Here is a 23031-nt window from a genome sequence, read left to right on the forward strand (position 1 = left end):
GTTGCTGGTTAGAAGGAAAATATACACAACGCATCATCTTACACTCAACACAATTATTTATAAATTCAGGCAAAGCCCGCACGCAACCGCAAGGAGAGGCTCATCGGGAACCCGTTGATGAGCGCCGGAGGGGAGGATCCGTGCCGCTAGTCGACGCAGATTCCGGGTACGGCGACCTTCTGGAAAAGATGCGGCGACGCGACGGCCGATGAGGGGTAGGCGGCGAGGCTTGCCCTGAACTCCGGCTGGCCGAAGGCCGCGCGAAAGTGCGCGTTCGACTCCCAGACGGCGTAGTTCAAGTAGGTCGGATTCTCACCGATCGCTCGATGAAGCTGCGTCGAGATGAAACCGGGTTGCCGCTTCATGAATGCCGCATCGTCCTGCCAGGCCTTGAGGAAAGCCAGTTCATCGGCCGGATCCAGCGTGAAGACGTTCACCAGGACGACGGGGGCGGCATCAGCGGCCAGTTGGCGTTCGATGGGAAAGGAAGGGTCAAGGGGCTTCAGTTGCAGCATGGTCAGCTCCGTTGCTTGAATGGGCGTGACAGCCTGACATGCCGGATTGATCGCCGGTGATCGAAGGCTGGTCACTGGTTGGTGCGCGGCGCGCCCCGGGCAGGCTGCGGCGCCAGGTGACGCTCATGCTCTGACGATTGAGCATCGCTGACGTCAATCGACAAGCCATTACGACGACATCCGCTTTAGTTCATCGATGCGCAGTTGATAGCTGCGTAGTAGACAGGCCTTCTCGGCACAAGCATTGCGAGAATTGCGCAGCCATGCGCGTTGATCCTCTCGCAACCGCTTCTTGTTAGCCGCCGTCTTTAGCTTTTGATCATAGACGACTGCCAATGTCTTATCGACACGGGCAAGTTCCGCATCCCCGCAAATAAGCTGCGCTTGAACGGATATGAGCTTGCTGCAATCAAAGCTGCGCATCAACGCATCCCTCGTCTGGCTTTGAGTCTCCAGCAGCCCCGGCTTGCAGAGCCCTTGCAATGACGTGCAAGCGACGTCGCGCCCGACCCATGCCATGTCTTTTGCACCATATTGCTTGACGAAACGATTGATGCCTGCGTGGCTGACCCCTCTTTGCAAGGCGTTTGCTGCGATTATCTCGTTGCACAGCGAGTCTGCGGCGTAGGTTTTCCCGTCGCGGCGGTAGCAACTGTGAAAGCCGAGCTGACCGGTACCAACAACACTTCGGCGTTCCCCTGAAGCGAACAGGATTGATGCGCAAGCGGACGCGCATCTGGCGTTATCCGGCACGGTTGTGTAGACGCGTACTTTATCCATCGCATCGACAAGCCGGAAAGCGGCCTCGACATTTCCTCCCGGACTATTCAGGACAAGGGTAACGAGTCCTTCATCATCACGGCCAGCCGTTTTCGCAAGCGCCAGGAACTTCTTTGCATCGCCTTCCTCGATCTTTCCCTCGCCGATAACCATCTTCAGCTTGAGTTGTGGCTGGTAGTAGATCTTGAAGTCCATCCCTGGCGCCACAGCGGGAAACATGAGCACAGTGAAACAAAGCCCACACAGCAAGCGGTGGAGCAAGCTTTGCGCCTTCGCGTCCTCGGCTTTCGGGTGCTTCGTGCTGCGCATACACTTCTCCTCGCAATGTGTGGAGCATAGCCTCAAATATGTTGGGAACGGTGGGGTGGCCTATGCCCTCGCCGAAGCTGCCCTCGCCACGCCGCTCAATTGACTCGAAGAAGGAAAGAAGCGCTCACGACGCAGACGCCGGCGTGCTCCGCCCGGCATCTCCCTCCACCCTCACCCGCGGCAAGAACTGCGGATACTCCCGCTGCATGAACTCGATCAGGCCTTCCCGCACCGCACAGCGCAGATCCCACGCGAGCCCCGAAGACGCCGCGGTACACAGCACGCGTATCTGCATGGTCCGCTCCGTGGCATCGGTCACCACCAGGTTGAAGAAGCGCTGATCCCACTGCGGCGCGGCACGCACGATGCGTTCCAGCTCCGCGCGCAGCGGCGCCAGTGGCATGCCGTAGTCGACGTGGAAGAACACCGAGCCCATCAGTTTGGCGTTGTTGCGGGTCCAGTTCTGGAACGGCTTCTCGATGAAGTACTGCAGGGGGATGATGAGACGGCGCTCGTCCCATATGCGCAGGACGACGTAGGTCCCCGTGATTTCTTCCACGCGTCCCCACTCGCCTTCGATGATCAGTACGTCATCGAGCCGGATCGGCTGCGTCAGCGCGAGTTGCAGCCCGGCGATCATATTGCTGAATACCGGCTTGGCGGCAATGCCGGCCACCAGGCCGACCACGCCTGCCGAGGCCAGCAGGCTGGCACCGACTTGCCGGGCACCGGGAAAGGTCAGCAGCAGCATGGCCGCGCCGATCACGACCACCAGCGTCATGGCGATGCGCGCCAGCACATGTGTCTGGGTGTGGATGCGCCGGGCATTCATGTTGTCCACGACATCCACGGGGTGCCGGTCCAGCACGCCTTGGGCACAGCCGGCGATCATGCGTGCCGCAAGCCAGGTGCTGGCGCCAATCATCAGCAGACCGTTGAAATGCCGTACCTCGTCTATCCAGCGCAGTCCGTCCGGCGCGGCCTGCCAGACTGTCTGCAAGGCCAGCAGCAGCAGGACTGCCTTCGAGGGCGCGCGCGCCTTCTTGAGGATGGCGTGCGGCACGGTGGCGGAGCGGGTAATGCGCAACAGCAGCACACCACTGACACGGTGCACCAGCAGTGCAACGACGACAGCGATCAGGGCCGCCGTCCACGTACCGAACCAGGGATGGGCGAGGAGAGGCGCTAGGTTCATCGGCGTCCTTCGTCATGGTTTGCGGTGTGACTACTGAGTAACGACAGGACAAAAGAACAGAAGTTTCGCCATTGTGATGCCAGGCGGGGCAACCATTTGGTTCTGCGTATGTGGACACATGACGCCGCTGGCGCCGGGCGTCGAGCTACGCGTGCTCCAGCGTGCTCCCGCGTATGCGCTGATTCCGCCCTGGTCGCGGGAGTCTATGTAGGCTCAGTTTCCCGGATCTCGCTCAGCACCTCGGCCTCGACCTCCGGGTTCCGTTCGCCATCCTTGGTGGCGATCAGTTCTTTCGGCGCCAGCGAGATCAAGGGCAGGATCATCGCGTACACCGCGGTGGTCGCTATCACGCAGTAGGTGAATCCGAGCGTTGCGCTGCTGTTGTAGATCCATGAGCCCAATAGATCGCCGGCACGCGCCGAGAGCGCGAACACGCCATCCACCAGCATCATCAAGGTGCCTTGCAGGCCTGGCGGACAGGACCGCATCGCAAGATCGAAGTAGGCTGCGGTGGCGACACCGCCCATCAGCCCTATCGGTGCCGCCAATACAAGCGCGAGATTGGCTGAGTGAATGAATGCCAGCGGAATCATCTGCGGCACCGCGACGATCGTCCCCCACCACAGCAGCTTGTTCAGCGGTACTTTCTTGCACAGAAAGCCATAGAGCAAAAATGTCGGGACGAACGCAGCAGCAAAGATCCCGTTGTAGTACGAGTAAACGGAATCCGATGCATGCAGCTCTGTTGGCCAGATAGAACTGCAGTGGAGTGGCCGCCCCCGGCGCAAAGTTCCACAGAAAGCAGATGAGAACTGCTGGATAAACGGCCTTATGCCTGATCAGCCGCCTGACATTCCCAACGAAATCGGTGCGCCTGGCGTGCGGCTTCTCGTAGATATGACCGAAGACGGGAGTGGGCTTCCAGAGCCCCAACACGGCAGTCAATATATTGAACATCGCCACCAGGAAGAGGGCCGCTTTCGCTGCAAGATGATCGGAGATGTACCCCGAAGCGAACGCTCCCGCTACGACCGGCACGGAGCCGATCACGTTCAACAGCGCGCTCAGGCGCCCGGACATGAGCTTCTCCTGGCCCACCAGTGCGATCAAACCCTGATAGGCTGCGGCGACAAAGCGGGACGACAGCATCGCCAGCATCACCCCGACGATCAGTCTCTCATATGAGAAACCCGAAGATGCCATCCAGATGAATGCCACCGCGGTCACCGGAGCGAAAATCAGGAAGAAGCCGCGATCCCGCAACCCCAGTGGATTCCAATGGTCGCGCGCGAGGCCAAACGCGAACGCCAGGTAAACAGGTATGCCCGTCACCAGGCGGAATATCGAGATCTGCGTTGCCGTCGCGTGAAGCTGGTTTTTGAGTATGTACGACGTCTGTATATCGACCAGCAAGCCGCCCGGAGATGCCAGAGCGATGAACAGGGTCATGCAACCGAAATACAACATGGTTCGGTCACTGCCCTCGAAGCCATTACGACCAGAAGCGGCCGGCATTTTCGTAGCTCAACAGCAAATCTGGGATATCGATCTGATCCGGGTTGCCGACCAGAACTGCTCGCAGAGCCACATTTACCGGCCTCAAGCGCTCCATCGGGCATCGATAAAAGAATACTGCGTCGGTGCTGGGAAAGTGTAGGTGAAGTGCGATGTTTGTCGTGTTGCTATGGCGGGTTTCCTCCGGCAGCGATCCGTCCGGGGCGACCTGCAACGTCATGAGCGCCCGCCATCGGTTCCTCAGCCCGCGCCTATGCGGCGCGTACCGCCTTCTTCCTCGCGGGCTTCGCGCCCCGCACCCCCGACTCATCCCCTCGCGTGCCCCGAACCTCGCTTGGAGTGGTTCCCGTCCAGCGCTTGAACGCATGCCGGAAACTCACCGCATCGCTGAAATCCAGCGCCAGCGCGATGTCCTCGACGCTCAGCGTGGTCGTGCTGAGATAGTCGATCGCTAGCGCCTTGCGCACGCTCGCCAGCAGCTCGCTGTATGACGTTCCGGCGGCCTCGAGCTTGCGGCGCAACGTGCGCGCGGTCATGCACAGGCCCTCGGCGATCTCGTCGATTTCCGGAAACCGGCCCGGCGTACGCGTGAGTTCCTGGTAGACGCGCCGCGTGATATCCGACTGACTGCGGAGATCGTCGAGCAGGCGCGCGCAGTGCTGCGACACCTGCGCCGCGGTGATCGGGTTGGCGAGCCGCGGCGCGCGCGGCAGCCATGCCCCGGGGTAGCTGAGTACATTGTGCGGCTGGTCGAAGGCGAGCGGGCATTCGATGACCTCGGAGAGCAGTGCCGCATGTGCCGGTTCCGGCTGCGTGAACTGCGCGCGCGCCGGCACGCACCAGGTGCCCATGACGTCCTTGATGATCGTGGCGTGCAAGGCAAACTGCATGTCGATCAGGAAGTGATATAGCCGGGCGTCGAGCTCGGGCAGCAGAACCGCTTCCCGATCGGGAAAGTGCCAGGATGCCGTGTCGCCTTGCTCTTCCCAGCGGATCTCCAGCATGCCGTTCGCGAACTGGTGATACTTGACCGCAGAGTCGAAGCCACGGGCCATCGATTCTGAACAGAGCATCGCGTAGCCGTACATGGCGTAACTCGAAGCATGCAGCAGACGACCGACCCGCACCCCCAGGTCTGAAGAAGCGTATTGACGGAGCGCGTTGCGCGCCGCCGTCAAAAACTGCTGAGGCGACGTGAGCGTGAAGGGGTCGGCAACGGATTCGGGATCGAGGCTCGTCTCGGCCAGCACCGCGCGGGTGTCCAGCCCCAGTTCTGATGCAACTGCGATCAGGACTGCGAGCTTGGACGGCGAGAAGCGTTTCTCGCAAAGCGTGGCGAGTTGCGCGACGTCGGGCAGCCGGTCACGGGGGAGGCGCGTCTCCATTGGTTTCGAAAGCGCATGGTGCGGCATGACTGAGTCCTGGGTTCAGCGTCCGGAATCCGGTTCGATAGGCGTTCCGGGCACGCGATTCTGCACCCGAACGTGCCTGCCTGCCAGCGGATTCGCCCTGAGAGCGAGCACGTCACGCCGGCCGGACTGTCTGGCGCCGCGGCTTTCGCGGACAGCTTGCCTGTCCGTTTCGATCATAGGCAAAGCGCGGCCGGCGCGCGATAGTCGCCGCTGGCGCGATCCGGCAGCGGTGCTGGCGATACGAGCGGAGCCTTCGCGCCGGCAGTCCAAGGATACCTACATGATCAAGAGACACTGGATCGCGTCATATGGCGACATTCCCGCCGAGATCGACGCCGATCGCTACCCTTCCATCAATGCACTGCTGAACGAGGTGATGCAGCGGTTCGCCGACAAGCCTGCGTTCCGGGAGGCCGGGCGGACGCTGAGCTATGCGGACATCGACCGCCTCTCGTCCGCATTGGCCGCCTACCTGCAGCAGGTGGTGGGGATTCGGAAGGGGGATCGCGTGGCCGTGATGTTGCCCAATGTGCTGGCCTTCCCGGTCGTCTTCCTTGCCGTCACGAAAATCGGCGGCATCCAGGTCAACGTCAATCCACACTACACCACACGGGAGCTCCATCATCAGCTCAACGACTCGGGCGTCGAGGCGATCGTGGTCGATGGCGGGTGCATGGACACGCTGGTGGACGTCATTGGACGAACGCGTATCCGCAGCGTGATTTCCGTTGGCCCCGGCGACATCAGCGGCGCCGCTGTGGCACCCGCCGATGTCAGGGACCATGTGTCCCGGCTCGATGCGGTCACGCTGGCGGCCGCGCTTGCCGAAGGGCAGCGGCTCGCCCTTGAACCGGTCACCCTGTGCGGCAGCGATCTGCTGCTGCTGCAATATACCGGCGGCACGACAGGACTGTCGAAGGGCGCCGCGCTGTCGCACCGCAACCTCATCGCGAACATCGAGCAGTTCCGCAGCTTCATGCCGGACGTGCAGCGGCCGGGCGAGGAGGTCGTCGTCACGGCGATCCCGCTGTATCACATCTTCGCGCTGACGGTGAATTTCCTCTCGTATTTCGCGATCGGCGCGGAAAACTGGCTCGTCCCCAACCCGCGCGAGATCGACGCCTTCATCGACGTGCTGAAGGCGGCGCGGCCGACGGTGTTCGTCGGCGTCAACACACTGTATGCCGGACTGGCCAGCCACCCGCGCCTGAAAGAGGTGGACTGGTCGCGCCTTAAGCTGTCCGCCGGCGGCGGCGCGGCGGTGTTCGACGTGGTCTCGGCACGGTGGAAGGCGGTGACGGGCAGCTTCATCCGGGAAGGCTACGGCCTCTCGGAAACCTCGCCCGTGGTTTCGTTCAACCCGCAGTTCATCAATGAATTCACGGGTAGCGCCGGCCTGCCCGTGCCGTCTACCGATGTCAGCTTGCTTGACGAGAACGACCGCGAGGTCGGCATCGGCGAGCCCGGCGAGATCTGCGTGAAAGGGCCGCAGGTGATGCGCGGCTATTGGGAACAGCCGGAAGCGAACGCCAAGGCGTTCACGGCGGACGGCTATTTCCGCACCGGCGACGTCGGCGTCTTCGACGACAAGGGCTTCCTGAAGATCGTCGATCGCAAGAAGGACATGATCATCGTGTCGGGTTTCAATGTCTACCCGAACGAGGTGGAGGCGGTGGCGGCCGCGTTCCCGGGCATTGCGGAATGCGCGTGCGCAGGCGTGCCGGACGAGAAGACGGGCGAGGCGGTGCGGCTGTTTGCCGTCAAGGCGGCCGGCGCCGAGGTAAGCGAGGAGGCACTGATCGCGCATTGTCGCGCGAACCTCGCGGCCTACAAGGCGCCGAAAATGATCCACTTCGTCGACAAGCTGCCGAAATCGGCCGTGGGCAAGATCCTCCGGCGGGAACTCGGCAACGGCGGCTGATGCCGGCTACGCGGTACCCGCTCCCTCGTGTCGCTCTTGAAGCAGCTGTCAACGCGCGTTCGGGTAGCGCTTGTCCGGATTCGCGCGAATAGAGGGGTACCACGGCCAGTCAATCCTGCTACTCGGCAAACAGGTCTGGACCGAACACTTCATAGTGGATGCGCGCCTCACGGATACCCAATTCCTTCAGCGCGTCATGCTGCATCCGCATGAACGGGACCGGGCCGCAGATGTAATAGTCCGCGTCGGGCAACAGGATCATATCCTTGATCGACTTGACGTTGACCAGCCCTGCGTAGTCGAAGTCCTGGCCAGCGACGTCCTGCGGCAGCGGATCATCGTAGAACACGATCAAGTTGAAATTGGCATAGGTCTTGGCGGCCTCGCGCAGCCGGTCGCGCATGGCATGCACCCCGCTGTTTCGTGCGCCATGCACGAACACCACCTGGCGCTGCGGGTCCTGTATTGCCCGCTTGAGCATGCTGACCATCGGGGTCAGCCCCACGCCGCCGCTGATCAGGACGATGGGCGTCTTGGCGTTGACGTCGATATGGAAGCTGCCATAGGGCGCGGCCAGCTTGACCTCGTCGCCGACATTGACGTGATCGTGCAGCAGGCATGAGACATAGCCCGGCGGCTGCGCGCCGCCGCCCTCGCGCTTCACCGAGATCCGATAGCTGCGCCCATTGGGCATGTCCGACAGGCTGTATTGGCGGATCTGCTGCAAGCCCAGGGCCGGCACGTCGACTGCGACGCTGATGAACTGACCGGGTTCAAAGTTCACCACCGGCCCGCCATCGGCAGGCTCGAGGATGAACGACGTGATCACGCTACTCTCGGGCCGCTTTTCGCGCACGACAAAGGTGCGCCAGCCGGTCCATCCGCCCAGTTGCCCGGCGGAACGCTCATACAACTCGCTTTCCATGCCCATTAGCACGTCGGCGAGATTTCCATAGGCCTGTGCCCATGCGGAAATGATGTCGTCGGTTGCTGCACTGCCCAAGACTTCCTTGATGGCAGCCAGCAGGTTTTCCCCGACGATCGGGTATTGCTCTGGCCGCACGCCGAGACTCGCATGCTTGTTGGCAATGTTCTTCAGCACAGCCGCCAGACTGCTCGGGTCCTCGATATTCTCCGCATACGCGTAGACCGCACGCGCCAGCGCCTGCTGCTGCTGGCCCTGTTCCTGGTGGGCCATGTTGAAGACATTCTTCAGTTCGGGATGCGCCTCGAACATGCGTTTATAGAAGCACTTGATGATGTCGTAGCCGTGTTCGGCCAGCACCGGCGCGGTCGCCTTTACGATGTCCTTCGTCTTCTGCGTCAACATGAACTACCTCCGAAATGTACGTGTGGGAGCCGCCAAGCAGGAAAGGCCTGGCTGGCGGCTGGCTAGACTGAACGGCCACGCTATCCCGCGGCGCGGGATGTGTCAGGCGGCGCGGCGGAAAGCTGGAGTTCGACTTGCTCGATGTTCCTCTCATGAGAAGCCAGCATCGCGGCAAGATCGGCACGGATGCGCGCATCGTGGATGCCCGGGACCAGCGCCTTCAGCTTGCGGACGACCCAGCCCTGGCCTCGGTTCAGGAATGCCATGCGTTGCGGCAGATCGCTGATGGCCATCGCTTTCTCATGAAAGGCGCCGGTGCGCCGGGTCGGGGTGGCGTCCAGCGACAGAATGGCCCTGGTCAGCACCGCACACCAGCGCGCTTCATCCTGGCGAATGCCGATCAGCAGTTGCCGGAGTTGAGGGTCGGAGGCCTCTGCCAGGCTTTGCGATGCCACGCGTGCCCCCGCGCGCTCGGCCTCCAGCAGTTCGTTCAGGGCCGGCAGTAGATCGGCGTTCTCTGCGTCGGGGTGAGGCATGTCATGCGCCTGGCCGGGGGCAGCCGGGACAGCGCCCGAATCGAGAAGCGCACCGGCTTCGGTGACGATCTGACGCAAGCGCTCGGCCGCGCTGACAATCCCATGGACGCGTGCCGCCCCCGTGCCGGCATACAGCGCCATCGCTTCGAAATCCCCGGTCATCGAGCGGAGCGGCGAATCGGTGCTGAACAGATAGATCGGGCGCCCCTCCTCCTCACCGATCACGACCTTTTCCGTTCCGTTTGGATCCCCCCGCTCGCCGCGCGTGACGCTGTTTGCCAGAACCCGCACGCTCGCCCCTTTGGGCCAATTGATGTGGAAGAGTTCGGTCAGGAGCGTTTCGCCCTCGGCAGCATCGACGATGCGCTGCTGGTGGTAGGCATGCGCGAAAGACTCGTGAGTCGGAATGAAAGCGGTACCGAGCACCACACCCTGAGCGCCAAACGATAGTGCCGTGGCCATATCGGCGCCGTCGACGATGCCGCCCGCGGCGAGCACCGGAATATTCGTGGCGGCCACGATCTCCGGCAGCAGCGTGGCAAGCGGCTGCTTGCCGCGCACGTGGCCGCCGGCTTCCTGGCCCTGGACAATCACGATCTGCGCGCCGGCGGCTTCGGCAGCTTGCGCATCCGCCAGCGAGCCCACCTGGTAAACGACCAACACGTTCGCATCCAGCAGCCGTCGGATGACCGCCGGAGCCACGTCCCAGAACAAGCCGACGACCGGCACGCGAAGCGCAATGCAGGTGGCAATCTGCGCATCCAGCAGTTCAGGGGCTGTGGCGGACGGAATCAGATTCACGCCGAACGGGCGATCCGTGGCGGCGCGCACCTGCTGCACTTCGGTTCGGATCAGATCTATCGGTTCACGCACCATGCCGAGAAAGCCGAAGCCCCCGGCAAGGGTAACCGCGCTCACCAGTTCCGCACGCGCAACGCCACCCATGCCAGCGAGGACAACCGGCCAGGTGCATCCGAGCAGATCGCAGACGGGGCGATGCAGTATGGCGGCGAGGCTCTCGGCGCGGGCCGGGTCTTGGATCGGAGTCGACATATCACTTCTCTCTTGGCTCTCTTGGCAGCAAGACGGTTCCGTGTGAACTACCGCCGTCACGTTTGGTGATGACGGTCTTCACATGGCTCGTATGGATGGTTGGGCCAGTTGTGCGCAGCTGTCCTTGTGTGGCGTGCCAGCATGGCTTGCTGCGGCAGCACGCCCGATCTGTCACCAAACGCGCCGATTGCGTCATTGCGCATGCCTGAACGGCTCTGCCGCCTGTCTTCCTGGCAAATGCCGACATGTTTCAAGACGATCACTTTGCTTCCACTCCCACATTTTCCCTTTCCAGTTAACAACAAGCCAATGCATTATCATTTCAGATATCAGCAAGAAAATTGTTATGAAGTGATGGATATCAATCTGGCACGCACCTTTCTGGAGGTGTCGAGATGCGGCAGCTTCATCGCCGCTGCGGAGCGCATGCACCTGACGCAGACGGCTGTCAGTGCGCGGATCCGCACATTGGAAGACTTGCTGGAACGCCGGCTCTTCGTGCGCAACAAGGCCGGGGCGCGCCTGACGCCCGCCGGAGAACGGTTCGTGCGGCACGCGACGGCGCTCGTGCAGGTATGGGAGCAGGCACGGCAGTTCGTTGCCTTGCCGCCAGGCCGCGAGGAGGTGGTGAGTCTGGGCGGAGAATTGAGCCTGTGGTATCCGCTGCTGGCGGACTGGCTGATCTGGATGCATCAGGAATGCCCTGATATCGCGTTGCGCACGGATGTCGATGGACCGATGCGCCTGCTCGATCGCGTGCAGGAGGGTTCGCTCGATCTTGCTGTTCTCTACAATCCGCCACAGCGCCCGGATCTCGTATCCGAACTGCTCGTTGAAGAAAAGCTCATCATGGTCACCAGCGCGGCGGATGGCGCGATGGACCCGGCACAGTACATCTACGTCGACTGGGGACCAAGTTTCGCCGCCAATCATCAGGCAGCATTCCCAGGCCTCAGCAGCCCGCCAGTCTCCATCTCGCTGGGCCCGCTTGCCCTGACCTATCTGCTGTCGGTCGGCGGATCGGGCTACTTCCGGGTCGGTACCGTGCAACCATTCCTGTCTGACGGCCGTCTGCGCCGCGTGGAAAACGCACCGGAGTTCTCGTGGTCGGCATACGCCGTATATGCCACGCGACGGGAGGATCGGGTGATCGATCGCGTGCGGCACGGTCTGCGCACGGTGGCGAGCATCCGGGAAACGAACGGCCTCGGGCATGTCATAGGGTCGCGACCATTGCGCGCGTGACGCCGGGCGTTTTGGCGTCAGGCCGCGTGCCCGGCATGCCCGCTGCCGGGCGCGGCCCCCATGTCGTCATACTCGCGCGAGATGTCCTTGTTGGTGTAGTCACGCAGTTGCGAGGCGGCGAACACGCTGAGTGCCGCACACACCAGGACGTAGGCGGCAATGGCGTACCCCGACTGGTACTTGGCGAACAGCGCTGTTGCGATCAGCGGCGCGGGACCGCCGGCAATCACCGAGGCGAGTTGGTAGCCCATCGAAGCGCCGCTGTAGCGCAGGCGTCCGGTGAAGTTCTCGGCGATCAGCGCCGCCTGCGGGCCGTACATCATCGAGTGTGGAACCAGCGAGAGCACGATCGCTGCGAACACCCACATCGGGTTGCGGGTGTCCACCATCGCGAAATAGAGGAAGCCGAACACCCCCACCGCCACCGCGCCCGCGATATACATGCGGCGCCGCCCCCACACGTCGGACAGATGGCCGAAGAACGGAATGGTGAAGAACTCGAGCACCGCCGCAGCGAGCACGGCGGTCAGCAGCAGGTTCCGCGACATGCCCAGCGTCATGACGCCATAGGTGAACACGAAGGCCGTGAAGATGTAGAACGGCGCTTGCTCGGCCATACGGACCAGGGCTGACAGCACGATGTCCATCGGCTGGCGCCGGATCACCTTGAGCATCGGAGCCTTCTCGATCCGGTTTTCGGCCAGCAGCCGCGCGAAGATCGGCGTCTCGAGGATGTTCAGCCGGATATAGAGCCCCACCGCGACCAGCACGATGCTGAGGAAGAACGGTACGCGCCAACCCCAGGTCAGGAATTGATCCCCCGCCAGCCAGCTCAACGCCAGCACCGCCAGGTTGGCCAGGAACAATCCTGCCGGCACGCCGAACTGCGGCCAGGAGGCGACCAGGCCGCGATGCGCGTCGGAGCGCGCCCATTCCATCGACATCAGCACCGAGCCGCCCCACTCTCCGCCTACGCCGACGCCCTGGATAAAGCGCAGCACCGTCAGGATGACCGCGCCCCAGATGCCGATCTGCGCATAGGAGGGTACGAACGCGACGGCAAACGTGGCCAGGCCCATCAGCAGCAGCGTGGCGACCAGGGTGGCCTTGCGGCCGATGCGATCGCCGTAGTGCCCGAAGATCGCTGCGCCGATCGGGCGGGCGACAAAGCCCACCGCATAAATCAGGAATGCCTCAAGCGTCCCGACGAGCGGATCGGATTTCGGGAAATACAGCTTGGCGAATACCAGGCCGGTCACCGTGCTGTAGAGGAAGAAGTCGTACCACTCGATCGTGGTGCCCACGGTGCTGGCGACCACGGCGCGACGCAACTGGCGCCGCGCCTCCTGTTCGGATAGGGCGGATAGGGGCATCGCCCCTGTTTGCATGGGATCCATTTTGCGTGCCCCCACATGCCATATACCGGTATAGACAGCCTGAAAACGGGAGGGGTTCCTGCTGGCAAGGCGCGGAGCCTTGTAGGCCAGGGAGCTAATCCGCTAGTCTCGGATGGGATACTTGCGCTGGGCTTCTGCTTCTCTGTGCCTCTTCTCTACCTCTAGCCGAGGTCATTCACCGGCGCTCCTGGCGCAACCAGGAGGCCGTTGACACGGCCACGCTCGAATAAGTGAACTGATACAGAAACCGCCGCCTCCTGCTGCCTATCGGAAACATCCCGCCCGCCGAAAGAAGCTCGGTATTGTCTGCAACCCCCTCATTCCCGCATGGCCGCGCGACGCAAACCAATGAGGCTCGTAGATTTCCGGCGCGGTTCAGCCCCATTGAATTCAAGCGCCGGCGTTACCTACTAAGCCGGCCAATTCGAACGCCCCCACGCGCAGAGGCTCACGAAGCCATCACCGCTTGCGAACACATTGTCGTTGCGAGTGGAAAACGGAAATTTGTATTCGGTTTCTTCGCTACTGACGACGCCGACGATGCGTGGATCGGTTCCGTTATTCCACCACGCAAACATAGGCCCACCAGAATTACCGTGGTTCAGATCGCAGTTCTCGGTCTCAAGCTCTTCTCCCCCATTAGAATCGCCGTCGGTGTCGTTGATGGTGAAGCCCTGTTGAAATGCTGGCTCCTCAGCATTGTCGATGTCACCGGGGTAGCCGATATTGCTCCACACCGGCAGATTGTTCCAATCGTCCGAATAACTGTTGTAGCCGAAATAGCCAAGGGATGCTCCCAATGGCTCATACAAGCGCAATATCGCCCAGTCGTATCCGGTGCCACCGGTATCGTAACCGCGCGCATCGGATACATACGATTCCACTCCAGCCCCAAAAAGCGACGTCCCGTTGAAATACGCAGGAACGAATCTCATTGACCATGGTGAATCGCCCCATGGCACCATGTGGCCCGCCGTGATGACCAGACGATCTCCGATCAACGCCCCAGTTCCACTTTCGCCTCGGTTGTTGAAGATTCGGCCAACAAGTCCCCACGGCCACGATGCGTCCTCGAATGCATAGCGGGCGCTGTCGTACACCCACAGGGGGCGTACACGCCGCCCATCGAAGCGTCGCAACATTCGCGTTGCACGCTCCAGGACGATGCGGGGCGCAGGGAGTGCATCGATCCAGGCAGGCCGGTAAGCGGTGTACGAGGCTCGCTCATCGAACTCTTTCAAAAACTTGCTCGATGAGTGCCGCTCCAAGCTGATACCCGGGCACGCGCCTTTTAGCCGCTCGCCTACGGGCACCCTGATCTTCCATAAGGGTTGCCCGCGACTCTCGATCGATTCAATTTGCACCTGAGGCTTTTCAGACGAGTCCATTGTTGAATAGAGCACGCGCATCCCAATCATCGCGCGCAGCGCTTCCGGCATTTCGCCGGTTCCCAGAATAGCCCGTCGTGTGCGAACGCCTGCGAGGGGAGTCGGCGCTTGACGATCGCCGATAAAGCGATGTGAATTGTGTGAATTGTTCATAGCAATCTCCTTCATCTTCCGTATAAAGGCTCACCTTCCACATGGTCGTCTCAGGCCGTGTCGCATGCACACTGGCAGAGCGATAAATGGCCGACCGAGCGACTCGCCAGCTAGAGCAGCAAACACCTTCACTAAAGAAAGACCATGTATTGCCCGACACATGCCGGGATGCAGGACGGCTTCGTCCATCTGCCATCATCGTATGCACGGCAGCATCCACTCGTAATGAATCGTTTTTCTCGCTGATCTAAACCCCGCTCACACTGTTTCATTTTTGATATGAGGTGGACGGCGTCGTTGCACAAATCCAGGATTGCGCCTGATGCTTGCGCACAAGGGTGCCAGCGGAGGCCTACCAAGACGCTCTAAAAAAATGACTTCCTGAGATGACGCCAGTAGATGATGCAACAGGCCAACTTCAGGAAGGCTTATGGATGGTGGCCAAGCGCTCGAAGCAGGCGAAGCTGCGCAGGCAGACGATCAGTAAGAGCCCGTGCTCTTCTAAAGAACACGTACCGAATCTGAAACGATTTAATATCGCATTAATTCACTTATAAAAATTCTTCAATTCGTTCAAAAAAGGACCTTCCTAACATGGATCTATGTGGAATATTTGCGTGGCCACTGGCAGATTCTCATTGCCACAAGATCCGCAATGATCAGGAAGGCGCATCAGTCCAGCGGTGAACGGCCGATGTGACCGCTAACCATAGGCTTGGAGCAGCCACTGCACGGCGCTGGACGCTAGTTCGAGCGCGACTGACCAGGGGTTTCGTCCGGCTGCCGCCCGTCGGCGCCTGAGGAGGGGAGGGACATGACTGCACCGACGATCGATGGGCGCATGATCTGCGCCAGCAACTGGGCATACGCCATCACGCAGACTGGTCCCGTACCGCCTCTGGCCCCTTACGACAGCGGGTCTGGTTTGACGGGCACGATAAGCGGCTTCGCGACAGGATCGAATCGCATTGACGCAGCCTTGGTCGGGAGCGGCGAGGACGGCGTCGTCCTGGCATTTCGCGGAACGCTTCCACCAACGTCATCCGAGCCAAAGCAGGTGCTTGACGACTGGCTCCATGATTTTGAGGCGGTGCTGGTCGCAGGCGAAAAATTGCCCGGCCGCGTCCACCAGGGCTTTCTCGGCGCGCTGGACGCGCTTTGGCCAGCGGTCTCATCGGCGGTCGCTGAGCAGATGGCCGCATCGCCCAAGAAGCACTTGTGCATCACAGGCCACAGCAAGGGCGGCGCCGTCGCGCACTTGGCAGCGGCGCGTTTCGCGCAGAGCGCGATGGTGAACGGCGCCGACATCTCTGTGCGCACCTTCGAGGGCGCCCATCCGGGAGACCAGGCGTTTGCGGATGGGTATCAGCATCTTGTGCAGGATGTGATCCGCTACGAGTATCAAGATGACCTCGTGCCTCACATGCCGCCGTCGATTATGGTCCGCCGCCTTTTCAAGGCGGAGCCCTTCTTCAAACCGCTATTGCCCATCGACAGCAGCGTTGACTATGCGCCGGCGGGCCGGCTGCAGTTCATTGATTGGAGCGGGGAGATCCGGAGTGAGTCGACTGTGCTGAGCACGGAGCGGTTCTTCCACCTGGCCACCAAGCTCGCCGCGCTCAAATTTGACGCAATCGTCGGTGACCACTCCATCAAGCTCGGCTCGGGCTGCATGAATGCTGTGTGCCCGACGGGGGTTCCTTGAGGTCCGACATGAATAAGGGTGGCAGCCGGATCGTCGGCTGTGCTTAAACAACCTCGATGCAATGCTCGATGGATTGAACAGTCATCCGCCATAGAGGCGGCGGAACGATCAGCAATTGCGTGGTCGCTCCGCCGATGAGCGCGTCTGAACTTCTCAACCGGTAGATAAAAGCGCCGAGGATAGCAAGGCTAGTTGTAACCCAAGACGGCGATGGCACCTACATCGGGCCGGTCGCTGGAGCTGTCCATCAGCACCTCGGTGGGCTTCTTCTTGCGCACAAAGAGCGCAACGGTAAAGGTCGAGGGGGCAAGATTCGTCGATGTCCGCGGCGGTTGCGGTGAACCTTCCTGGCTGATGCCGAAGAGAGGTTCGACGTAGGAGGTAATCATCACAACTCCTGTGAGGTGGCAAGAGCTTTAGAGGATCGGATCCGGGAGACGGGTGACAGCCCTCATACGTGAGCTGTCATGCTGCCCGATTCCCCCCGGAGTTCGCCCGAGGGGACATACGCTCTACAACGCGGCAGCGAAGATTGCGATGACTTGCGCCAGCGTTGCTTTGCGCGGATTCGTCAGCATGCAAGCGTCCTTTTGCGCATTGTTCGCCATCACCTCAAAGTCTTCCGCCTTGACGCCCAGGCCCGCAAGGCCCGCCGGAATGCCGATCGATGCGGAGAGGGACCGGATCGCCGAGATGGCAGCGTTGGCGGCGTCACTCGTGCTCAGGCCCGCAACGTTTGCGCCGAGCAGTTCGGCGATCTTCGCGAAACGCTCAGGCGCGGCAATCAAGTTGAATTCCGATACGTGCGGCAGCAGGATTGCGTTGCATACGCCATGTGGCAAGTTATAGAAGCCACCAAGCTGATGGGCCATCGCGTGAACGTAGCCAAGTGAGGCATTGTTGAAGGCCATGCCGGCGAGATATTGGGCGTAGCACATCGCTGCGCGGGCTTCCATCGAGTCCCCATTCGCGACAGCCTTGGGCAGCCACTCGCCGATCAGGGCGATGGCTTTTTCCGCACATGCATCGGTAATTGGCGTGGCGGCGGTGGAGACGTAGGCCTCGACAGCGTGCGTCAGCGCATCCATGCCCGTTGCCGCAGTCAAAGCGGGCGGCATGGCCACCATCAGGCGAGGATCGTCGATTGCGATCAAGGGTGTACAACGCCAATCGACGATGGCCATCTTCACGTGATTGCTGGAATTCGTGATGATGCAAAAGCGCGTCATCTCCGCAGCGGTGCCGGCAGTCGTGTTGATCGAAATCAGTGGCGTCATTGGCACCGTTGATTTGTCGATGCCCTCGTAGTCGCGAATATGTCCACCTCCGGCAGTGACGAGGCCGATACCCTTGGCGCAGTCGTGCGAGGAACCGCCGCCGAGCGAGACAATGAAGTCGCATCCTTCCTGCTCGAACAGCTTCACGCCGTCGTGAACGTTGACGTCGGTCGGGTTGGGTTCCGCACCCGGAAAGATGATGGCCTGCAGCCCTGCCTCGCGGATGTAGCCCGCGATGGTTTCGGAGAGCCCCATCTTGTGCAGGCCCGCATCCGTGACGATGAGGGCCTTTTTCGCGCCAAGTGACTTGGCGCGCGTGCCGGTCTCACGCGCGCAGCCTGGGCCAAAGAGAGTCACGCAGGGGATGAAGAAGCTGTCGATGCGATCAGCGGTGTTGAGGTGGGTCATGTCGTCTCCAATGTTCTGGTGATTGAGGTGTCTTGCACCCGCAAGCCTTTCCGCATGATCCATGCCTGTACCTGCAAGGTGATTCACCAGACGCTACCGGCCAGACGAGACTCTCAGATGAGCCGTTCCAGCCCGTTTTGGAGGGACCCGTGCCGCTCCAAAATTGAACACATCGATTCGAATGACAACAACCGGGAAGCGGGCATGCGCCCGCTGTGTGGCAAAGGCCCGCTGAGCACCAGGCGGCAACCATGCAGTAGTGGAGATCGGCTTCTCATCGTCCACATCTGCCGCGTGTTCCGCGTGTTCCGCGTGTTCCATAAGTGAGCGGCCGGATCGGCAGCCGGCAGGAACACGCCCAGCGCTTATCCCAACGTCAGCCCGCCATGCGCCAGCAATTGCCGGAAGACCGCCAGCCGCGCGTCGCCGGTCTGTGCCAGCCTTTGGCAAACGTGGAGGTGTTTGCTCATGTCGCTGTGTGATTGCAGCGCTTCTTTGCACTCCTGCTCGGATATCTCCAGGTGGACACCCGTCAGGATCGCGCGGCCCTTGCCAACGCGCGAACTCACGATGGCGGGTGGCGTGCCTTCGATACCCGTATAGACCGCCAGGACCTGCGTATCGGCATCGGGCGCATCGCCAAAGTCAAAGCGGCAGCCGCCGTGGTAGTGCGTATAAAGCGACATCGGGGCGGCGGTCAGTCGATCCGTGGTCCGGATCTCCACCGCGGCAGTGGTTCGCGGTGTCCCGTCATAGAGGACACCGCCGGTAAGCTCCGGCAGCGAACCCACGGCGACCGCATCGACGAAGTTCAGTTCGCGCGTGCCGCAGATCTCGCCCCTGGTTCCCGCATGAAAGGCCAGCTCCCTGCACGCGTAGTAGGCACCGGCGCAGATTCCCAGGTAAACGCCCCCGCCCTCGACGAAGCGCCGGATGCGCGCGTTTGGCGCGCCGTTGAGTGCTGCGCAATAAGGCAGGTCGGCACCACCCGGCATCACGAACATGACCGCGTCATCGAAGAGCGCAGCGTCTTCCTTGATGTCGGCAGCCATCACGGCACGGATTTCATACGCGCCGGAATGAAGCTGATGCCCGATTGTCCGCATCAGGCAGGCAGTCCAGTCGGAGGCGCCGTCATCGACGTAGGTCAGGATCTGGGGCCTTGGCATGCTGGTTTGTGATCGGTTGGTGGCGCGCTGCAGCCTACTGGCGGTGTGGCGCGATGATGCCGAAGCGATCCATCTGGCGGTAGACTGTGGCGCGCGCGATGCCCAGGTCGGACGCGACTTGGGTAATGCGCCACTTGTTGCGCCGCAGGGCATCGAGCAGGATTTCGCGTTCGTCGCTCGGGGTATCGACTGCGGCCACCAGCGGCGTCTGCGCTTGATTGTCGCCCGTCACCTCGAGGATTTCCGGCGGCAGCGCATCCGTGTCGATCAAGCCGTTTTCGCTCATGGCCAGTGCGAAGCGCAGCACGTTGCGCAACTGCCTGACATTGCCCGGCCATGGGAAAGCCAGGAGCAATGCGAGTGTAGCGGGTGTCAGTTCGGCCTGCATGTCAAGCTGCCGGGCTTCTTCCTCGGCAATGCGTGCAATCAGGTAGTCCTTGTCGCGCCGCTCGCGCAGGGCCGGCAGGTAAAGCGTGGCGCCGCACAGGCGGTAGTAGAGATCCTCACGGAAAGATTGCTCGGCAATCAGTTGGCGCAGATCGCGGTGTGAGGCCGCAATGACGCGCAGGTCAACCGGAATCGGCTTCTCGGCGCCGAGCGGCATCACCTCGCGCTCGGACAGCACACGTAGCAGGCGGCTTTGCAGATGCAGCGGCATATCGCCGATCTCATCGAGGAAGAGTGTCCCGCCATCTGATTGTGCGATCAGTCCGCGCATGCCCTTGCTGCGGGCGCCGGTGAAGGTGCCGGCGGTATAGCCGAACAGCTCGCTTTCGATCAGGGATTCGGGAATCGCCGCGCAGTTGACCGCCACAAACGGCTTGCTGCGGCGCTCGCTGGCCGCGTGCAATGCCTTGGCAAGGACTTCCTTGCCGGTGCCGGTCTCGCCGTGGACCAGGATATTCAGGGGCTTGTTGGCCAGTCGCTTGGCCTGGAGGATCAGCCGCTGCATCTGCGGGTCGTCCGCGCCGAGTGCATCCAGCGCGGCACTCGCCTGTGGGCTGGGCAGCGACGGCTGCGCGCCAGGCAGGGACGGACGGCCGGGCGCGCCGCGCGGCGGGATGGCGGTGGCGTAGTAGAGGCCGTGGTCGTGGGTGCGCACCGCCGTGCGCTCGGAGGAGGTCCCGGCGCGGGCAATACGCCACAGTTCGCTCATGTTCTCGCGGAAGACCTCGGTCAGCAGATGCCCCCGCGGGTCGCCAGGAGCTTGCCCACTGGTCTCGTCGGCCAGCACCAGCTTGCGCCGCCCTCCGCTGTTGATGCCGCGGATCACGCCGTCGGCGTCAAAGGCGACCATGATCTCGCTGTCCACGTCCACCAGCGACCAGGTCGCACCCAGACGCAGAATCCACTGGTCGCGGAAGTAGCGCAGGAAGTTGGCATCCTCGATCATCTGAGCGTACATCGTGGTCATCTGCAGCGTCAGGTGCTGCCCCTCCCGCGGTCCCGGGGCGCTCAGCGCGGAAACGTCGAGCACGCCGAGAAAGCCGCCGGTGGGATCGAACAATGGGGCGCTGTTGCAGGTGAGCGTGATATGCGACAGGTCGAAGTGATCGGTCTGGTGGCAGGTCACCGGCGCCTGCTCGACGATGCAGGTCCCGACCGCGCAGGTGCCGGCGCGCGGCTCGCTCCAGTCGGCACCGAGGTAGAGGCCGGCGTGCTTGAGCTCGTGGTCCCAGTGATCATTGCCGATGAAATCCACCGCCACGCCGTGGGCATCGGTCAGCAGCAGCACGTAGTCCAGGGCGGACACGCGCTTGTAGAGCTGCTCCATACCGTTGCGCGCCACGCCAAGGAAGTCCTCGATCTGCTCCTTGTGCTCACGCAGGCGATGCGCCTCCACGATATGCGCGGGTACCGGGCGGCTGGGGTCCAGGCCATAGTCATTGACGCAACGTGCCCAGGAGCGCTCGATGGCGTTGCCTGCAGTGCCCGGCTGCTGCGAAAAGGCGAGCAGGCGCTCGATATGTGCCCGGTGTGCTTTCTGCAGCACGGCTGTCTCCTTGGCCGGTTGGGGGTGGTTGGTCCAGGCGGTCTAGCCGCCGCCTTGAACCGAACTCTACGCTAATGCATTTGCCGGTCCGCCGCAATGCGGTATCGGCTCACACGCCGGCTCACAGCTCGCGCCGCTGCAGCGCGCCGGCAATGTACTCTGCCTGGCGGATGGCCAACGCCACGATCGTCAGCGTGGGATTGGCCGCCGAACTGGAGGCGAACTGGCTGCCGTCGGAGACAAAGAGGTTGGGAATGTCATGGCTCTGGCCCCAGCGGTTGACTACGCCGTCGCGAGCGTTTGCGCTCATGCGGTTGGTGCCCATATTGTGGCTGGCCGGGTAAGGCGGCATGTCGATCACGCGGGTGGCGCCAACCGCTTCTGACATCTTGTGGAACTGGGCTAACGCGTGCTTGCGCATGGCAGCGTCATTGGCATGGTCGGTCTTGCTGACGATAGGCACCGGCAAGCCGTACTGGTCCTTCTCCGTCGCGTGCAGGGTGACGCTGTTCTGCTCCTGGGGAAGGTCTTCGCCGCACACCCAGACGCAGCTCATGTGGTCGTACATTTCCAGTGCCGACGTGACATCGCGGCCCCAACCGTCAGGTTTCATGAAGGCCGCGGTAAACGGCAGACCGAGCGACAAGCCCTCCAGGTGGTAGCCGCCCTGGAAGCCGCGTTTCGGATTGAGCTTGGCCTCATCCGATACCACCGCCGCCAACGCCGTGCCGCGGTACATATAGACCGGCTTGCGATGGATCGCCACCGCCGCGGCGGTGGTGTGGTTGAGATAGTTGCGGCCCACCTGGCCGGAGGAATTGGCCAGGCCTTGCGGGAACATGCTGCTGGCCGAGTTCAGCAGCAGGCGGGGCGATTCAATCGAGTTGCCAGCCACGCAAACCACCCGCGCACGCTGGAGCTGCCGGCGGCCGCGCGCATCGACATAGAGCACGCCGGTGACCTTCCCTGCAACATCGTGCTCGATGCGCAGCACCATGGATTGCGGACGCAACTCGGCCTTGCCGGTGGCGACCGCGCGCGGCACTTCGGTGTAGAGCGTCGACCATTTGGCGCCGATCTTGCAGCCCTGCATGCAGAAGCCGATCTGCATGCAGCCGGGGCGGCCGTCATAGGGCTGTGAAGCAACCGCCATGGGGCGCACGATTTCCTTGTAGCCGATCTTGCGCGCACCGGCTGCCAGCACCTTGTAGTGATTGTTCTCCGGCAGCATCGGCAGACCGGAAGCCGTGGTGCCGGTCACGCCCATTTTCTTCTCGGCACGGTCGTAGTAAGGCGCCAGGTCCTCGTAGTTGATGGGCCAGTCGATCAGGTTGGCCCCCTTGACTTCGCCATAAGTGGTGCGGGTATGGAAATCGTGCGGCATGAAGCGCAGCGCCACGCCGGCCCAGTGTACGGTCGAGCCGCCCACGCCTTTGACGATCCAGGCCGGCAGGTTGGGGTAGGTCTTCGTGTGATGCCAGCCACCTGCCGAGATGCGCTTGTCCAGCCACGAGATCTTGTTGAACATGGCCCACTCGTCATTCTCGAAATCGGCCTGCGTAAAATGCTTGCCGGCTTCCAGGATGACGCAGCGCACGCCGCGCTGGGCCAGTTCGTTGGCCAGCGTGCCTCCGCCCGCGCCCGAGCCGATGATGACGACCACGCTGTCGTCCTTGAGGTCAAACTTCGTTGTCATGCTTGTCTCCGAGTGCCATCGCCGGGGCAGATCC

The 23031-nt window shown here is 62.1% G+C and carries 17 protein-coding genes and 3 pseudogenes; 4 read left to right on the top strand and 16 right to left on the bottom strand.

All coding sequences use genetic code 11. The annotated features are described in order from the left end of the window. Positions 1-146 precede the first annotated feature (146 nt). The 6 genes and pseudogenes from AC1Z3O_RS33155 to AC1Z3O_RS33180 all read right to left on the bottom strand — a co-directional run bounded on the left by AC1Z3O_RS33155 (position 147) and on the right by AC1Z3O_RS33180 (position 5726). Positions 147-515 carry an antibiotic biosynthesis monooxygenase family protein gene (locus tag AC1Z3O_RS33155; protein WP_483521285.1) on the bottom strand — a complete coding sequence of 123 codons (369 nt, stop codon included), beginning with the start codon at positions 513-515 and terminating at the stop codon, positions 147-149. Positions 516-683: 168 nt separating this feature from the next. Then, a complete protein-coding gene (locus AC1Z3O_RS33160; RefSeq protein WP_483521287.1) occupies positions 684-1604 on the bottom strand; it encodes a lysozyme inhibitor LprI family protein in 921 nt (306 codons plus the stop codon). 124 nt (positions 1605-1728) lie between these two features. Then, complete coding sequence (locus AC1Z3O_RS33165) at positions 1729-2799, bottom strand: mechanosensitive ion channel family protein (protein WP_483521288.1); 1071 nt, start codon at positions 2797-2799, stop codon at positions 1729-1731. A gap of 203 nt (positions 2800-3002) precedes the next feature. Then, positions 3003-4314: pseudogene (locus tag AC1Z3O_RS33170) on the bottom strand (MFS transporter). Beyond that, on the bottom strand, positions 4292-4534 hold the full coding sequence (locus AC1Z3O_RS33175) for a hypothetical protein (protein WP_483521290.1): 243 nt from the start codon (positions 4532-4534) through the stop codon (positions 4292-4294). The pseudogene AC1Z3O_RS33170 and the gene AC1Z3O_RS33175 overlap by 23 nt, the downstream one beginning before the upstream one ends. A 31-nt stretch (positions 4535-4565) precedes the next feature. Then, complete coding sequence (locus AC1Z3O_RS33180; RefSeq protein WP_483521291.1) at positions 4566-5726, bottom strand: AraC family transcriptional regulator; 1161 nt, start codon at positions 5724-5726, stop codon at positions 4566-4568. Between the two features lie 280 nt (positions 5727-6006). On the opposite strand from AC1Z3O_RS33180, the gene AC1Z3O_RS33185 reads away from it, so the two are divergent. Further along, on the top strand, positions 6007-7647 hold the full coding sequence (locus AC1Z3O_RS33185) for an AMP-binding protein (RefSeq protein WP_483522122.1): 1641 nt from the start codon (positions 6007-6009) through the stop codon (positions 7645-7647). Positions 7648-7765: 118 nt separating this feature from the next. On the opposite strand, the gene hmpA is transcribed toward AC1Z3O_RS33185, so the two are convergent. Both hmpA and AC1Z3O_RS33195 read right to left on the bottom strand, forming a co-directional pair. After that, entirely contained in the window at positions 7766-8977 is a 1212-nt protein-coding gene (hmpA, locus tag AC1Z3O_RS33190) for an NO-inducible flavohemoprotein (protein WP_483521292.1), read from the bottom strand. 80 nt (positions 8978-9057) lie between these two features. After that, positions 9058-10566 (bottom strand): nitronate monooxygenase, encoded by a 1509-nt coding sequence (locus AC1Z3O_RS33195; protein ID WP_483521294.1) that lies wholly within the window; start codon positions 10564-10566, stop codon positions 9058-9060. 354 nt (positions 10567-10920) lie between these two features. Between AC1Z3O_RS33195 and AC1Z3O_RS33200 the strand changes: the two genes are divergently transcribed. After that, complete coding sequence (locus tag AC1Z3O_RS33200; RefSeq protein ID WP_483521295.1) at positions 10921-11811, top strand: LysR family transcriptional regulator; 891 nt, start codon at positions 10921-10923, stop codon at positions 11809-11811. 17 nt (positions 11812-11828) lie between these two features. Here AC1Z3O_RS33200 and AC1Z3O_RS33205 read toward each other — a convergent pair whose 3' ends face one another. Further along, entirely contained in the window at positions 11829-13208 is a 1380-nt protein-coding gene (locus tag AC1Z3O_RS33205; RefSeq protein WP_483521297.1) for an MFS transporter, read from the bottom strand. Between the two features lie 164 nt (positions 13209-13372). Here AC1Z3O_RS33205 and AC1Z3O_RS33210 point away from each other — a divergent pair. Further along, positions 13373-13544 (top strand): annotated as a pseudogene (locus tag AC1Z3O_RS33210) (IS3 family transposase); the annotation flags it as partial. A gap of 74 nt (positions 13545-13618) precedes the next feature. On the opposite strand, the gene AC1Z3O_RS33215 reads toward AC1Z3O_RS33210, so the two are convergent. Both AC1Z3O_RS33215 and AC1Z3O_RS33220 read right to left on the bottom strand, forming a co-directional pair. Beyond that, positions 13619-14749, bottom strand: coding sequence for a trypsin-like serine peptidase (locus AC1Z3O_RS33215; RefSeq protein ID WP_483521298.1), 1131 nt, complete (start codon positions 14747-14749; stop codon positions 13619-13621). Between the two features lie 365 nt (positions 14750-15114). Then, a pseudogene (locus AC1Z3O_RS33220) lies at positions 15115-15203 on the bottom strand (IS5/IS1182 family transposase); the annotation flags it as partial. Positions 15204-15563: 360 nt separating this feature from the next. On the opposite strand from AC1Z3O_RS33220, the gene AC1Z3O_RS33225 reads away from it, so the two are divergent. Then, positions 15564-16454 (top strand): lipase family protein, encoded by an 891-nt coding sequence (locus tag AC1Z3O_RS33225; protein ID WP_483521300.1) that lies wholly within the window; start codon positions 15564-15566, stop codon positions 16452-16454. Between the two features lie 188 nt (positions 16455-16642). Here the strand turns inward: AC1Z3O_RS33225 and AC1Z3O_RS33230 are convergent, their stop codons facing one another. From AC1Z3O_RS33230 to AC1Z3O_RS33250, 5 genes are all read right to left on the bottom strand, one after another. Next, entirely contained in the window at positions 16643-16843 is a 201-nt protein-coding gene (locus AC1Z3O_RS33230; RefSeq protein ID WP_483521302.1) for a hypothetical protein, read from the bottom strand. Positions 16844-16966: 123 nt separating this feature from the next. After that, on the bottom strand, positions 16967-18139 hold the full coding sequence (mdh, locus tag AC1Z3O_RS33235; RefSeq protein ID WP_483521304.1) for an iron-dependent methanol dehydrogenase: 1173 nt from the start codon (positions 18137-18139) through the stop codon (positions 16967-16969). 365 nt (positions 18140-18504) lie between these two features. Next, positions 18505-19308 carry a BPL-N domain-containing protein gene (locus AC1Z3O_RS33240; RefSeq protein ID WP_483521306.1) on the bottom strand — a complete coding sequence of 268 codons (804 nt, stop codon included), beginning with the start codon at positions 19306-19308 and terminating at the stop codon, positions 18505-18507. Between the two features lie 34 nt (positions 19309-19342). After that, on the bottom strand, positions 19343-21301 hold the full coding sequence (locus AC1Z3O_RS33245) for a sigma-54-dependent Fis family transcriptional regulator (RefSeq protein WP_483521308.1): 1959 nt from the start codon (positions 21299-21301) through the stop codon (positions 19343-19345). 121 nt (positions 21302-21422) lie between these two features. Then, on the bottom strand, positions 21423-22997 hold the full coding sequence (locus AC1Z3O_RS33250; protein ID WP_483521309.1) for a GMC family oxidoreductase: 1575 nt from the start codon (positions 22995-22997) through the stop codon (positions 21423-21425). Positions 22998-23031 lie beyond the last annotated feature (34 nt).

The sequence above is a fragment of the Cupriavidus sp. 09_S30 genome (genome assembly GCF_056930435.1).

Excerpts from the sequence above, each read along its gene's own strand:
- AC1Z3O_RS33155 (WP_483521285.1), bottom strand. The coding sequence starts at position 515 with ATGCTGCAACTGAAGCCCCTTGACCCTTCCTTTCCCATCGAACGCCAA.
- AC1Z3O_RS33160 (WP_483521287.1), bottom strand. The coding sequence starts at position 1,604 with ATGCGCAGCACGAAGCACCCGAAAGCCGAGGACGCGAAGGCGCAAAGC.
- AC1Z3O_RS33165 (WP_483521288.1), bottom strand. The coding sequence starts at position 2,799 with ATGAACCTAGCGCCTCTCCTCGCCCATCCCTGGTTCGGTACGTGGACG.
- AC1Z3O_RS33175 (WP_483521290.1), bottom strand. The coding sequence starts at position 4,534 with ATGACGTTGCAGGTCGCCCCGGACGGATCGCTGCCGGAGGAAACCCGC.
- AC1Z3O_RS33180 (WP_483521291.1), bottom strand. The coding sequence starts at position 5,726 with ATGCCGCACCATGCGCTTTCGAAACCAATGGAGACGCGCCTCCCCCGT.
- AC1Z3O_RS33185 (WP_483522122.1), top strand. The coding sequence starts at position 6,007 with ATGATCAAGAGACACTGGATCGCGTCATATGGCGACATTCCCGCCGAG.
- hmpA (WP_483521292.1), bottom strand. The coding sequence starts at position 8,977 with ATGTTGACGCAGAAGACGAAGGACATCGTAAAGGCGACCGCGCCGGTG.
- AC1Z3O_RS33195 (WP_483521294.1), bottom strand. The coding sequence starts at position 10,566 with ATGTCGACTCCGATCCAAGACCCGGCCCGCGCCGAGAGCCTCGCCGCC.
- AC1Z3O_RS33200 (WP_483521295.1), top strand. The coding sequence starts at position 10,921 with ATGGATATCAATCTGGCACGCACCTTTCTGGAGGTGTCGAGATGCGGC.
- AC1Z3O_RS33205 (WP_483521297.1), bottom strand. The coding sequence starts at position 13,208 with ATGGATCCCATGCAAACAGGGGCGATGCCCCTATCCGCCCTATCCGAA.
- AC1Z3O_RS33215 (WP_483521298.1), bottom strand. The coding sequence starts at position 14,749 with ATGAACAATTCACACAATTCACATCGCTTTATCGGCGATCGTCAAGCG.
- AC1Z3O_RS33225 (WP_483521300.1), top strand. The coding sequence starts at position 15,564 with ATGACTGCACCGACGATCGATGGGCGCATGATCTGCGCCAGCAACTGG.
- AC1Z3O_RS33230 (WP_483521302.1), bottom strand. The coding sequence starts at position 16,843 with ATGATTACCTCCTACGTCGAACCTCTCTTCGGCATCAGCCAGGAAGGT.
- mdh (WP_483521304.1), bottom strand. The coding sequence starts at position 18,139 with ATGACCCACCTCAACACCGCTGATCGCATCGACAGCTTCTTCATCCCC.
- AC1Z3O_RS33240 (WP_483521306.1), bottom strand. The coding sequence starts at position 19,308 with ATGCCAAGGCCCCAGATCCTGACCTACGTCGATGACGGCGCCTCCGAC.
- AC1Z3O_RS33250 (WP_483521309.1), bottom strand. The coding sequence starts at position 22,997 with ATGACAACGAAGTTTGACCTCAAGGACGACAGCGTGGTCGTCATCATC.